The 14,261-nt window shown below is 43.7% G+C and carries 10 protein-coding genes and 1 other RNA gene; 6 read left to right on the top strand and 5 right to left on the bottom strand.

Features of this window, described 5'->3' with window-relative positions; all coding sequences use genetic code 11:
- On the top strand, positions 1–430 hold a 430-nt coding region (locus WS40_RS09140), incomplete at its 5' end, for a P-II family nitrogen regulator (RefSeq protein WP_325208506.1).
- 29 nt (positions 431–459) lie between these two features.
- Positions 460–1,296, top strand: coding sequence for a MerR family transcriptional regulator (locus tag WS40_RS09135; protein WP_046441748.1), 837 nt, complete (start codon positions 460–462; stop codon positions 1,294–1,296).
- A gap of 69 nt (positions 1,297–1,365) precedes the next feature.
- Here the strand turns inward: WS40_RS09135 and WS40_RS09130 are convergent, their stop codons facing one another.
- The 3 genes from WS40_RS09130 to WS40_RS09120 form a co-directional block, all read right to left on the bottom strand.
- The gene (locus tag WS40_RS09130; RefSeq protein ID WP_046441747.1) at positions 1,366–1,545 is read right to left on the bottom strand and encodes a hypothetical protein; all 180 of its coding nucleotides are present in this window, start codon (positions 1,543–1,545) and stop codon (positions 1,366–1,368) included.
- A 104-nt stretch (positions 1,546–1,649) separates the two neighbouring features.
- Positions 1,650–4,379, bottom strand: a complete 2,730-nt coding sequence (locus WS40_RS11590) for a glycosyl hydrolase (protein WP_325208505.1) — start codon at positions 4,377–4,379, stop codon at positions 1,650–1,652.
- Positions 4,380–4,668: 289 nt separating this feature from the next.
- Positions 4,669–5,526, bottom strand: coding sequence for a hypothetical protein (locus WS40_RS09120; protein ID WP_046441746.1), 858 nt, complete (start codon positions 5,524–5,526; stop codon positions 4,669–4,671).
- Positions 5,527–5,680: 154 nt separating this feature from the next.
- On the opposite strand from WS40_RS09120, the gene rnpB reads away from it, so the two are divergent.
- The 3 genes from rnpB to WS40_RS09110 all read left to right on the top strand — a co-directional run bounded on the left by rnpB (position 5,681) and on the right by WS40_RS09110 (position 10,418).
- Positions 5,681–6,027: RNase P RNA component class A (gene rnpB, locus WS40_RS09145), an RNA gene on the top strand.
- 179 nt (positions 6,028–6,206) lie between these two features.
- Positions 6,207–8,369, top strand: a complete 2,163-nt coding sequence (locus WS40_RS09115; protein ID WP_325208504.1) for a putative bifunctional diguanylate cyclase/phosphodiesterase — start codon at positions 6,207–6,209, stop codon at positions 8,367–8,369.
- Positions 8,370–8,456: 87 nt separating this feature from the next.
- Positions 8,457–10,418 (top strand): cellulase family glycosylhydrolase, encoded by a 1,962-nt coding sequence (locus tag WS40_RS09110; protein ID WP_046441745.1) that lies wholly within the window; start codon positions 8,457–8,459, stop codon positions 10,416–10,418.
- A gap of 60 nt (positions 10,419–10,478) precedes the next feature.
- On the opposite strand, the gene WS40_RS09105 is transcribed toward WS40_RS09110, so the two are convergent.
- Both WS40_RS09105 and WS40_RS09100 read right to left on the bottom strand, forming a co-directional pair.
- On the bottom strand, positions 10,479–11,348 hold the full coding sequence (locus tag WS40_RS09105; protein WP_038670760.1) for a DegV family protein: 870 nt from the start codon (positions 11,346–11,348) through the stop codon (positions 10,479–10,481).
- Positions 11,349–11,446: 98 nt separating this feature from the next.
- Positions 11,447–13,801: an ATP-dependent Clp protease ATP-binding subunit gene (locus tag WS40_RS09100; protein WP_046441744.1), complete on the bottom strand. Its 2,355-nt coding sequence runs from the start codon at positions 13,799–13,801 to the stop codon at positions 11,447–11,449.
- 231 nt (positions 13,802–14,032) lie between these two features.
- On the opposite strand from WS40_RS09100, the gene WS40_RS11585 reads away from it, so the two are divergent.
- Positions 14,033–14,188 (top strand): hypothetical protein, encoded by a 156-nt coding sequence (locus WS40_RS11585; protein WP_022288524.1) that lies wholly within the window; start codon positions 14,033–14,035, stop codon positions 14,186–14,188.
- Positions 14,189–14,261 lie beyond the last annotated feature (73 nt).

The following is a 14,261-nucleotide window of genomic DNA, read 5'->3' as shown; positions in this document are numbered from 1 at the left end:
TGATCTGTCAGACGGAAATGCCAAGAGTGTTACACAGATAGACCTCTCAAAGCCTATAGATCGTTCAGCGTATAAAGCTGACGGAAAGATACGCAAGGTAGTTATACTTATGAACAGCTCGAAATTTGAGTCGCTGAAAGACGCACTTGACGAGATAGATATAACCGGTATGACCGTAACAAATGTCAATGGCTGCGGAATACAAAAGGGCAGCACCGATTATTATCGTGGCTCGGAAGCAAAGTCACATTTGCTCCCTAAGATAAAGGTCGAGATCGTTATCAGTACAGTTCCACTTGGACTTTTGGTAGACACGGTAAAGCGTGTGCTGTACAGCGGCAATATCGGTGACGGAAAGATCTTTGTATATGAGGTCGAAAATGTAATAAAGATCAGAACTGATGAAGAGGGCAAAATGGCGCTTGAATAGAAGTTTGCTGACGAAAAGGGGTATTCATTATGAACCAGGAACAAAAAAAGAAATATCTTTCCATAAAAGAAATGGGTCAAAGGCGAGGCGTTTCTTCAAAAACACTGCGGTATTACGATAGTATCGGGATCTTCAAGGCTGATTATGTTGACCCTGATACGGGGTACAGATACTATGATCCACAGCAATATGAGAAGCTTGGCACGATACTTGAACTGCGTAGCCTCAATTTTTCGCTGAATGAGATAAAAGGATATTTCACGGAGAGAAATATGAAAAAATCTGTGGATATGCTGAAAGAACACTATAAGCTTCTTGAAGAGGAGATACGTAGCAAACAAAGGCTGGCGGAGACTATCAAAGAAAAAATAGATTTCATTGATAAGGTTATCGACAATAATATCGAGCTGGAGAAGTTTTCTTTTGAGGATTTTCCAGAGCGATTTATCATATCACAGCTCAATAAATCCGATAAAAGTGGTGAATCCGTTGCACTTGAATTTATGCACCTTGAAGGTCATCTTCACGAAACTGCGCCGATCTTGGCTTCAGACCGAATAGGCTTTTATATGGATTTTGATGATATTTCCGAGATGGAAAATATGGATAATTGGCACACCATGATAATGTGCAGTGAAGAAATGAAGAATTCAAGACATTTCTGTGTGCTCCCTGCGGGAAAATATCTATGTGCATATTTTAAGGATTATACCGCTGACAGGGATCTATTCATAAAAATGTTTTTGGAATACGTCAAGTTTAACGACATAAAATTGAAAGGAATAATGATACAGCAATTTAAAATAGATGTAACTGTTACTGACGATCCGAAAGAGACAATCATTGAATTTCAGGCACTTGTTTGAATTTGTCTGAAAATGTTCTTGATAGCTGTTCCGGCCAAATATAAAACAAAGCCTTCTGAGCATTGTGGCTCAGGGGGCTTGGTTTTCTGCTATTTTATCTGCCTTATCATCAGTCTTCCTTAATATCGCAGGCAGTGAAGCACGAAACGTCAGACACACATATTTTATTAGCTTTTCTCTGTGCATTGTTTCCACTACTTTGATTTTGAATTCCGGTGTGTATCTTTTGTTCGGCTTTCCTTTTGGCATAAAAATGCCCCCTTTTGTTAGATTTTTTATTGGTATATTTCTATTATACCACATTGTCTAACAAAAGGGGAGCATTTCAGTATTTCGCTCGGAGTGCTTTGTACTTATTTTTTTGTAGTCACGCTCTTTGAAACCGACCATGCACCGTAATATTTTGTGCCGTTCACTGTCGTGTAGGAACGGACACGAACGTAATATTTCTTGTTGCCGCTAAGTTTGGAAATTGTGGTCTTGTCGGTCTTGTTGTTTTTTATGGTGACTTTCTTTGCGTTTGTAAACTTGGAGTTAGTTGCATACTGTATCTCATAGCCCGTTGCAGAGCCTTTCTGCGCCCAATCCACGAAAAATGCTTTGGATTTAGACGTAAGCTTTTGTATCTCCTGCTTGGCAGGGTTTATGGTAAAGTTCTTTGTGATAATGCCACCATATTTGCCTTTGCCTGTTATCTTGACAATTGCCTTGCCGATTTTTTTGTTGTTTGAGTAGGAAGTAGTGTAATCAGTTCCGTTTTTCAGGGCAGTGCCGTTGTATTTCACAGTAATGTTCTGCGTTATAGCCTTGCCTGTGTATGCCTTGGTGGAAATGCCAGAAACGGAAGCTTTTGTGATATCATATTTTGCGGTCTTTATGCTTTTTATGTCAGACCATGGACCATAATAAGTCTTGCTTTCAACGTTTGTGTAGGAACGCACACGGACGTAGTAGGTCTTATCGGCTGTCAGACCACTTATTGTCAGGTTATCTGGCTTGTTGGCAGTGAGGTGTTTGGAAGCCGCACCGCTCATGTTTGCACTGGTGGAATACTGAATGTCATAGCCTGTGGCAGAGCCTTTCTGCGCCCAATCCACAAAGAAGCCTTTGTATCTTGTTTCAAGCTTTTGTATGGTCTGCTTGGCTGGGATAATGTCAAAGCCTGCGGTATAACTGCCGTAGTAGTTGCCCATGCCTGAGATAGTAATGTTAGCGTGACCGATTTTAACATTGTTCGTGACTATCACACGATAGTCGATGTTCTGACGGAGAACTTTGCTTCCGTCCTTAACAGTGACTGTCGGAATAATTGCACTGCCTGTGTACTGTGCAGTGCTTGCATAGAAATAGCCTGATGTTGGAAGCTTTTTTGTGGTGACCTTTACTGTGCAGACGGCAGACCTTCCGTTAGGCAGGGAGGCTGTTATCTTTGCTGTGCCTTTGCCCATGGCGGTCACAACACCGTCTTTTACTGTGGCAACGGCTGTGTTGGAGCTTTTCCATGTTACTGTTTGATGAGTGCCTGAGGTCACGCTGGCTTTTAGGGTAATGCTGTCGCCGTATGTGACTTCTTTTGACGTGGAGTCAAGAGTTATTTGTGTATTGTCACTGCTGATAGGATAGCTTTTCAGGTCGGGCAGACTTGAAAGTGTCACGGCATAGTCGCTGTTATAGACCTTTTGCCACATACTTTTCTCGGTATATTTCTCAGAGCTTGATATGCAAAACTCACCGCTCCATGTGCCGAAATATGACCATGCGGTGTTTGCATCAAAGGCTTTGTCAAGGTCGAAAAGACAGCCGTTTTCTGTAAGGGCAACTATTTTTCCGTTTGGTGAATAGTCTGTGGCTTCAAGATATTTTGAGCTTTGGGCTGAATAATCTCTTGTGCCTGGGTAGATATCCTCTCCGATTATGTCAACATATTCGTCGCCAGGATACCAATTTGCCGCCTGACCATTCCATACCCATATGATATTGTCAAGCTTGTATTCATTCGTGAGCTTGTCATATATTGCCTGCCAAAGCTTTTTGTAGGCTTCCGAGCCATCTGCACCCCACCAGAACCAACCACCGCTTGCCTCGTGGAGCGGTCTGAACAGTACCGGAACGTCTGCGTCAGAAAGACGTTTGAGTTGTTTGGCAATCTCGTCAACGTCGCTCATAAGAGTGTTGTAGCCCTTAGGGTCTGAGCCGTTCATTATTTTGGTAAGCGAGAACTTTGAGCGGTCAACGTTTTTGGTGTAAAAACCACCCCACCAACGTGGATTTCCGCCGTCTGTACCTGAGAGAAGATATTTGTCAGGGACGTTCCAATGCCAGCAGAATGTTACTATTCCTCCTGCCCGTGAAAACTCGATAGCCTTTTCGACAGCGTCGGAGGTGTCACCGTTCTGGACACGGCATGGAGTATAGCGCATAAAGTCAAGACCCAACATAGCAGGGGTCTGACCTGTGGCGGACTTTATAGCTTTGAACTCAGTGCCGTTAAGACCACCGTCACAATACTGTCCTGTTATGACCTTTTTGCCGTAAACGTCCTTCATATAGCTGTAAAGGCGCTGTGTGCTTTGTGAAGCGTATGGGTCAACGAGATTTTCAGCGGCGGTGTAGGCATTTGAAGAGCTCATTTTTTCAATGGTTATGTAGTCGAGAGTAAAATATCCCCACGACATTGTTATTTTGACAGTGTTCTGACCCTTTTTGAGATAAATACCATTTACTGTGGACGCTTTATAGGCAGAGCCGTTTGCACTGCTGAAAGTGCCTGCATTTGAGCCGTTTACAGAAAGGTTGTTTATCTTATTCGAGCCTTCTCCGCGGCTGTAAAGCTTTATTTTGTAGTATCCGCTTTCGCTGACTGTAACAGTCTGTGACCATGTGCAGCTTGAGTCTGAAAAACGAACTGACCTAGAGCCTGATGCGGAGCTGTCTGTTTGGATATAGGCAGAGCCACCTAAAGTGCCGTTTTCGGCTTCGTATTTAAGCGTCTGCTGTGCAAAAACAGAAAGCTGAGCCGAGCCTGTGGTGAGCATTGCCGCACTTAAAAATGCGGCTGTGACCTTTTTGATATTGAACTTCATAGACGTTTTTCCCTTGTTATATTATTTACTGATAAAGCTAAGAGCTTAAAAGCATACGTTTATTTTAGCATAATTTTTGTGAATTGTAAACAATATATCAAGGCTAATTATAAGATGATTTGTAAACTTTAATTTTGCTTATTTCATTAGCCAAATTTCGCAGACGTATTCGGAAGTGGTTGAATAATCACCGTTAGGTTTTAGCTGGCTACGACACATATCATATATTGCGCAGCCGAAATATTTGTAATCCAGTCTTTGTGAATAAACTGTAAGTGTGCCTTCTTCATCAGTGAAAAGCTCGTTTGAAAAAATTTACTTTTTTGGCATACTCAAATACTTCATCATAGCTTTTGCAGCAGTTCATTACATAGCTTACCCTTATAAATTCACTGTCTGAGGGAAGTCCAACGTCGCTGAGGTTGCTTTTTAGCTTATCCAATGTTATTTCATTCCAAGTATCGATCTCGCCCTCGCTTTGTACATTAGTCATTGTTTCGAGGCTTAATGCTAACAGGCTGTCAAGCTGTCCGCAGACCCTCAGAGGTGCATAGCCTCTGCCTTCACGTTTTTTATTTATTTTGTCTGCAAATATTCTGCTTAGCTCATTTGCTCCGTCCTCGGAATAATATGACGGCTCGGGCTCGGCTGGAGCTGTGTTATCCTCCTGCTGAACGTTATTTTCATCAGGCTGATTTTCACCATTATTTTCTTCAGGCTGAGTTTCTTCAGGCAGGGTTGTTGTAGTGGTAGTAGTTCCTGCTGTGCCTGTGGAAGCCTGCCTAATACCGCCTGAAATTATGTCTATCTCATCTGCCGTTGGTGCAGGTGCGGTGGTGGTAGTAGGTACAGTTGTTGTGGCGGCAGTCGTTGTCTGCGGTATGGTCGTTACAGTGGCAGAAGTTGTCACAGCTTTTGCAGGCTCAGGTGTTTTAGTTTCTACGGCATTGTTTTTCTTGCTGACAACGGCAAACACTGACGATGCGGCTATGATAGCGACTGCAACACAAACCATTGGTATGGTTCTTTTGCGTGACGTGTTTACCTTTATAAGTAATTCTTTACGCTCGTTGACGATGGACATACAGGCAAAGCAGAAAGTAGAATCATCGTGAAGCTCGCTGCCACAGTGAGGACAAGTTCTCATTTTTTACGCTCCCTTGATTTGGTTATTTTAATTCTATCACATTTTTTGTAAATTGTAAATATGTTTGAGACGTTTTGCATGATTTTTAAGAATGCTCACTGTCTATGCAGGCTTTTATTTGACATTTCGTCATTCATGTGATATAATCATATTGTGAGCGAGCTATGCGATAGCGTAAACGTTCTAGGTTTATGAGGAAAGTCCGAGCATCATAGAGCAGGATAGCTGATAACGTCAGCCGAGGGTGACCTTAGAGCCAGTGCAACAGAAATATACCGCCAACTTTTGTTGGTAAGGGTGGAAAGGTGGGGTAAAAGCCCACCAGAATGGCGGAGACGTCATTGCTATGTAAACCTTATCCGATGCAACACCAATGGTAGCTTGCAAGTCAATGGCTGCTCGTCAGACTTGGGGCTATAGGTGGCTAGAGCTGTGCGGCGACGTACAGTCCAGATAGATTATCGCACTCGACAAAACTCGGCTTATCGGTTCGGTCACATTTGCTCCGTCAGTTAAACTTTTTTAAGCTTAACTACGGGGCTTGTTTTTTAATAATATATAAATTTGGTCATTTGTTTTGTGCATTATAAATAAATTTCTATAATTCCCCTTGTGATTTTACAGAAAATATGTTATAATGATGCTAGACGTATTTATATAAGCAGAGGAGGGCTGTTTGTATGGAAATACCAGCTAAGACCTATAACGAAAAGTTCGAGAGCTTTTTGAAAATACTTGAAAGCGATGACAGATTTGATAATGTGTGCAAGAATTTTCTCGAAAGTATTTGCTCTGCACTTTATGTCAATGCGGCTACGGTAACAGTTTCAGGCTATGAAAACTCAGAACCTTTGAGTTATGAATTGATCGCTGATACACATAAATATACTGTATATGCTTTTGATAAAGAATTTAATAGAAATAGATACAATGCAATGAAAAAAGCACTTATGCAAACTGGTATCCATGTTGCGGATAAGGCTCATCCGAATGGAGATGTGGAGGAAATATCCCTGCGTGGGGTGGTGTATCCTTGTTCACTCACTTGTGCTGTCAAGGACACCAATAAGTATGTTGCATATTTCAATCTTTTGTCCTCTGATCCTGAGAGAGTATGGTCACCTGAGGAGATACAGCTAGCCTCACGTCTGACGTATATACTTTCTGGCATGCTCCATACTAGGAAAGCGGCTGAACATGCTGAAAGCACTACTCGCACGCTTACTGACGTTATGGATAATATGAATTCCTATGTGCTTGCAGTGGCACAGGACAGTGGTGAGATAGTTTTTGCCAGCAAGAGCTTTGAACAGTATTTGGGAAAACTGGTCGGCAAAAAGGAAAGTGACGTTTTCAGCAAGACTTGGTGTGAGCTTTCTGCTCATAAGGAAGGAATGCTTTTTGGAGGAGATTATTATTCCGAGATCATGAACAAATGGTTCAATGTGTCGGAAAAACTCATAAAATGGCATGACGGCAGAACTATCAGACTTTGCACACTTAATGATATCTCAGAAAAGATAAATTATGAGAGGGTCATCGAAAAGCAGGTCTTTTACGATAACCTCACAGGTCTTCCTAACAGATTAAGTCTTGATAAGAGTATACAGGGCATTATTGAAAGCGATGAGAACAGCACTGTTATGCTCATTGACCTTGATAATTTCAAAAACATAAATGACAGCTATGGCCACAATAATGGTGACCGACTTCTTAAAGAGATAGGTAAATTCTTTGAGGATTTTGCCCAGAAGAATAAAAAGCTGAGCGTTTTTAGATTTGGCAGCGATGAGTTCGTTGTGCTTCTGAGAGATCAGGATCAGACCGAGATCGACGAGATATGCAAGATCATACATGATAAGTTCAACACAGAGTGGCAGATAGCTAACAGCACTTGCTATTGCACTTGTTCAATGGGCGTTGCGAAGTTCCCAAAGCTTGACGATACTGTAAACACAGTTCTTAAAAGGATCGACCTTGCCATTTCATATGCGAAAAAGCAGGGCAAGAATTGCACTATAAATTATAACGAAACTATCGGCAGGATACTTTCAAGGCAGATCGAACTTGAAAGGCTCATGCACAAGGATATCACAAATGGCTTTGCACATTTCACGGCGTATTATCAGCCTATATTCAGCAGCTCTGAAAAGAAGCTTGTGGGCTGTGAAGCGCTTATGAGGTGGAATCCACCTGAGTTCGGTCAGGTTTCCCCTGCCGAATTTATCCCTATGGCGGAAAGACTTGGCTATATCAATCTCTTGGGCGAGAACATAATAAGGATCGCAGGCAGACAGTGCAAAAAGTGGGCTGACGCAGGGCTTGATTTGAGAATGAACATCAATCTGTCTGTAGGTCAGATAATTGAGCCTGATTTCCTTGACAAGATAGACACACTTTTTGACGAAACAGGCGCACCCCCTGATAAGATATGTTTTGAGGTCACAGAAAGTCTTGCTATCCATGATATGGAAAAGATGAAGGAGCTTTTGAAGCATATAACAGACAAGGGCGTGAAGATAGCACTGGACGATTTCGGAACGGGATATTCTTCGCTTAACTGCATAAAGGAAATGCCGCTGAATACCATTAAAATAGACAAGTCGTTTATTGATGATATTGCAAAAAATCCTGACACTGCGGTGTTTGTTAAAATGATAGTTAATCTTTCTCACGACCTGCATATAGCAGTTTGCGCAGAGGGCGTTGAGGAACAGGTGCAGTTCGATATCCTGAGAGATCTGGAAACTGACGTTATACAAGGCTATTATTTCGGCAGACCTATGCCGTCAGACAAGTTTGAGGAGAAGTTCCTTAGCGAGAAACTCCAGTCAGTAAAATAAGTCGCCAAAAAAAGAAAGTTCGACCGTCGGGCGTAATACTCGGCGGTCTTATAAATATGTAAAAATCAAAAATAAAGGGGAAAGCTTATGAGTGATGAGAAAAAAGACGTAAACAGCCAGCAGGAGAATGTGGGCAAAAAGGGCATAAACAAAAAGCTTATCATCGCTTTTGCAGGCATGGGCGCTGTTATAGTGGGGCTTGTTATTGCACTGATACTGGTGGCAACATCAGGTAAAAAAGACGTGGACAGCTCGGCTTCAAAGGCGGAGAGCAGTTCTGCAGTGGCTTCAGAAACCGATGACACCAGTGAGGAGGACTCTGTGGCTGATGAAAGCGAGGACGAGCCTGATGCTGATGAGGAGGAAAGCTCTCAGGAAAGCAAGGACGATAAAAAGGAAAAGGGCTTTATCATCTCCTATTCAGGGGACAACAGTTGGCAGGACGGCGACAAGGTCATGACAGGCATGGAGATAGGCATTGAGAACAACTCCGATGAAGCCCTCAAGGAGTGGACGCTGGAGCTTGAAATAGACCAGCTCAAAAGCTGTGACGGCTGGAACGGCAACTTTAAGGTCAAGGGCAACAAACTCACGGTCACGAATGTTGATTACAATGGCGAGATCGCAAAGGGCGGTTCGTCCTCTATCGGCTGTAATATCGGAACTGGAACAAAGCTCAATGTTAAGTCTGCAAAGCTAAACGGTGTGGAGTGTACTGTTAAAAAGGGCAAGGTATCACAGAATAATAACAATAACAACAATAATCAGAATAATGACAAAAAGACTACGGAAAAGGACGTTAAAAAGCTTCTAAAGCGTACCTCAAAGGCTAAACAGGGTGATGATTGGCTTCACACAGACGGAAGCAAGATACTTGATAAGGACGGCAAAGAGGTTTGGCTCACGGGCGTGAACTGGTTTGGCTACAACACAGGCACTAACACCTTTGACGGACTTTGGAACAGCGAGCTTGTGTCATCGGTGGAGGCTATTGCAGACCACGGTTTCAATCTTATAAGAGTGCCTATGTCAGCGGAGCTTATCAACCAGTGGTCGGAGGGCGAATATCCAAAGGCGAACTACAATAACGCATACAATGAAGAGCTGAACTCTATGAACAGCCTTGAGATATTTGATTATTTTCTCAAGCTTGCGGAGGAAAACGGTCTTAAAGTAATGCCTGATATCCATTCAGCGGAAACCAATGCCAGCGGTCATACTGTAAATCTGTGGTATACCGACAAGGTCACTGTAAAGGACTATTACCATGCTTTGGAGTGGCTTGCCGACAGATATAAGGACAATGACACTATCGTTGCATTTGACCTGAAAAACGAGCCTCATGGCAAGCCTAACGAGGGTGACGCTGCGGCAATATGGAATGATTCAAAGGACGCAAACAACTGGAAGTATGTGGCTGAAACGGCAGCGAGCAAGGTGCTTGCGAAAAATCCTAATGTGCTTATAATGGTCGAGGGTATCGAAATATACCCTAAGAACATCAAGAAAAACGGGGATTATTCCTCCACCAACAGTGATGATTACTATTTCAACTGGTGGGGCGGAAATCTCAGGGGCGTAAAGGACTATCCTATCGACCTTGGCAAATATCAGGATAAGCTTGTTTACTCGCCGCACGACTATGGTCCGACAGTTTATCAGCAGCCTTGGTTCGAGGGGGATTACACATACAAGAGCCTTATGAAAGATTGCTGGAAAGACAACTGGTTCTACATTCAGAAGCAGGATATCGCACCGCTTCTTATAGGCGAGTGGGGTGGCTTTATGACAGAGCCTAACTTAACTTGGATGACCTACATGAGAAAGCTAATAAAGGACAATCATGTAAATCACACTTTCTGGTGCTTCAATGCAAACTCAGGTGACACGGGCGGACTTGTAAAGGACGATTTTGTTACATGGGACGAGGAAAAGTATGATTTTGTCAAGGAAGTTCTTTGGCAGGAGGGAGGCAAGTTCGTTGGACTTGACCACGCTATCCCGCTTGGAGATAATGGTATAACTTTGAAAAAGGCAAAGGGTCTTTGATATCGCATATAAAAATAGCGGACGAAGTTTTCGGGCTTCGTCCGCTTTTGTATTGTATTTTTATCGCTGGTCACCCATAAAGAACAGAGCGAGAGTTCCAGGTCCTGAGTGTGAGCCTATAACAGCACCTGTGTAGCAGATATGCACAGTGGTCTTCTTGCCAAGCTTTTTTCGCATAAGGTCGGCTGCATATTCTGCGTCTGAAAGGCAGTCGCCATGGCAGACGGCTACTGTGGAATTATCCCAATTTCCCATGCGTTCGCACATCATATCCACAAGCTTTTCAATGGATTGCTTTCTGCCTCGTATCTTTCCAACTGGGATAAGATGTCCCTCGTTGTCAACGTGGAGAAGCGGTTTAATGCCAAGAATAGAGCCTGCTATGGCGGCAGTCTTTGATACTCTGCCACCTCGGTGGAGATATTTCAGGTCATCAACTGTGAAAACATGGCACAGGTGAAGCCTGTTGTCAGTGATCCACTGGGCAAGCTCGTCAATGGAAAGACCCTGCTTTTTCTTTTCGTCAGCTTTTATGAGCAAAAGACCCTCGCCTGTTGAAGCACAGAGTGAGTCTATGCAGATTATCTTGCCTTCTGGGTATTTTTCCATTACGCTATCTCTTGCAATGCAGGAAGTGTTGAAGCTGCCGCTAAGACCTGACGAAAATCCAAGATAAAGCACATCATAGCCTGCGGCAAGTTCCTTTTCAAAAGCCTGTTCATAGTCGGAGATACCTATTTGCGATGTTTTCGTTACTGCTCCGTTTCGCATTTGGGAATAAAATTCAGGCAGCGTCATGTCATTCTTGCTCTTTACAACACCGTTTACTTCAAAAGATAATTCCAGAAGCGTCACGTCCATATTTTTTAATATATCCTCCGACAGATCGCAGGTGGAGTCGGAATATAGTTTGTATTTTCTGTCAGACATTTTTATCCTCCTTTTGCCGTTTGGGCAACAATATAAAAATATTATAACATATGGGCGGGCTTTTGTAAAATATCCCTCAACTATACTTTGTAAAATTTCTATGAACACAGTTGCCTGCGGTGCTGTGCGACAGTTAAGGTGTTTTCAGATACGCAAACAGAAAAGTCACGGCAGGCGGAGGAGATAAGCATATCGCTTATGCGATTTTCTATGAGGGCGGTAATTATGTGGCTTATCTCTCGTGCAGAGCCGCTTTTTGAAAGTGCCTGCTTTGCGATAAAAGGGTAGACCTCTGGCTGACAGGCGAGTGTACAGCCAAGTTCGGAGAGCCTTTTTTCAAGGGCGGATATTTCAAGGCGTGTAATGTTTTCCATATCGGAAAGGGTAAGGTCGTTAAAAACAATCACCTCATCTATTCTGCCTAAAAGCTCGGGAGACATAAAGCTTTTAAGTTCTGAGAGCATAGCTTTTTTCTTGGCTTCGCCATTTGACCTGCTGTTTGAAAAGCCCACGGTCTTGGTTTCGGCAAGCTTTTTCACGCCGATATTCGAGGTCATTATTATTAGGACATTGGAGAAAGAAACTGTCCTGCCAGCAGAGTCGGTAAGACAGCCGTCCTCTAGTATCTGCAAAAGCAGATTGTAGATGTCAGGGTGAGCCTTTTCTATTTCGTCAAGAAGAAGCACACAGTAGGGCTTGCGTCGAATTTGTTCGGTGAGCCTGCCACCCTCGTCAAAGCCAACATATCCAGGGGGCGAGCCTATGAGCTTTGAAACGCTGTGGCGTTCCATGTATTCTGACATATCAAGCTTTACAATGGCATTATCTCTGCCAAAAAGCGTTTTGGCAAGATCTTTTGCAAGCTGGCTCTTGCCCACTCCCGTTGACCCTAAGAAAATAAAGCTTCCCATGGGGCGGTCGCTGACCTTTAGCCCTGCACGACAGCGGCGGACGGCAGAGCAGAGTGACTTTATAGCCGTCTGCTGTCCAACAATGCTTTCGCTTAGCTTATCTTCAAGCCCTGTGAGCCTTGCGGCTTCGTCCTGTCCGATATCAGCGCAGTTTATGCCTGTGAGCGATGAAATAACGCTGTCAATGTGCCTTTTTTCAAGTGGTATGCGCTTTGGGCGGCACTCTGTTATGGCGGTGAGATATTCGTCACGGGTGAGCTTGCCTTTCACATAATCGTTGAAAGCGTCTGATATTTTCTCACCAGAATTGTTTTCGCTTTGTTCTATGACCGCACAGGCACAGGCTTCGTCTAGGATATCAATTGCTTTGTCAGGAAAAAATCTGTCGGTGACATATCTTGCGGCAAGCTTAACTGCATATGGGATAAGGTCAGGGGAGATGTCAACGCTGTGGTGCTGTTCATATTTGTCTATAAGACCGCTGAGGATACGGCAGGTCTGGCTTTGATCAGGCTCATCTATCTTCACTTTCTGAAAGCGTCGCTCCATAGCTGAGTCTTTTTCAATATTTTTGCGGTATTCCTCAAAAGTCGTTGCGCCTATGAGCTGTAGACCGCCCCTTGCAAGCTGTGGTTTCAGGATATTTGCAGCGTCTATTGCACCCTCTGCCGCTCCTGCACCCATTATGTTGTGAAGCTCATCAATGAAAAGTATCACATTTCCAGCCTTTGCGGCTTCGTCCATACAGCTTTTCAATCGCTCCTCAAAGTCACCACGATATTTTGCTCCTGCAAGGAGGGCGGTTATATCAAGGGAGAAGATCCGCTTTGAGGACAACGCAGACGGCACTTCTCCAAGCATGATCTTTCTCGCAAGTCCCTCTACAACAGCGGTCTTTCCCACACCTGCCTCACCTACAAGGCAGGGATTGTTCTTGGTGCGGCGGCAGAGTATCTCCATGATACGTTCTGTTTCAGCTTCTCTGCCTATGCAGGGGTCGAATTTTTCGCACTCGCTTTTGCGTGTAAGCTCTCTGCCGTAGCGTTCAAGGGTCTTTAGCTTGGGATAATTTCTGTCTGAAAAAATATTAGGCTCGTTGCCTGACAATGAGCAATCGTTGTACATCTTGTTGCAGTTCACCCCTAACTGCTGCAATATCTCAAAGGCACAGCAATCACTGCGGCGGAGTATCATAGCAAGAATGTATTCCGTTCCTGCGATACCGCCACCCATGCTCTCGCACAGCCTTTTTGCGCCTTTTAAAACAGCGGCAGCGTTAGGAGTGATGTCATTTTTCGTAAGACGACATGGCGTGCCTCTGCCTATGATGTATTCTATCTGCTCCTCTATCCTTTGAACCGTGACCTCGTGGCGCAGAAGCACTGCACAGGCGGTGGAGTCCTCCTCATAGGCGGCAGAGAGCAGGATATGCTCAGTGCCGATATAAGTATGCCCCCAGCTTCCTGCCAGAGTGACGGCATTTTTCACAAGCTCTCTTGCCCTTGGTGTAAAGCTGTCGCTATCAAAAAACTGTTCGTTCATAAAATTCACCCCTTAAAATGTTTAAGACAAAGCTTTGTCTTAGCTACATTCTTGACAGTTTTGCGTCTTGTTATTCTCGCATTTTTATCGCTTTTATATTCTTATGCACAGGACAAATTCTCCTTGCAGATTTTTTTGTAACACATTTTTCTCTGCGTCATAAACTGTAATATAAAGCAACGGAGCAAAGCTTCAGCTTTATAAATCTTAATAAAAAAGGAGATTTCATTTATGAACGGTTGTGGATTTGGCGGTTGTTGGTGGATCATTATCCTTATTCTCATATTCTGCTGTGGCTGCGGCGGTTGCGGAAATGGCTGTGGCGGTTGCGGAAACGGCTGCGGTGGTTGTGGCTGCGACAATGGTTGCGGCGGCTGCGGATGCTGATCTGACGGCAAATAAAAGGGCGTTGTAAAAAAACAGCGCTCAAAGAGTCGAGATTTCCTGCTTTTGGGAAATC

It is taken from the genome of Ruminococcus sp. N15.MGS-57, assembly GCF_000980385.1.
Classification (GTDB): domain Bacteria; phylum Bacillota; class Clostridia; order Oscillospirales; family Ruminococcaceae; genus Hominimerdicola; species Hominimerdicola aceti.
The sequence above is the reverse complement of the archived record's forward strand: the minus strand, read 5'-3'. Positions and strand labels throughout refer to the sequence as shown.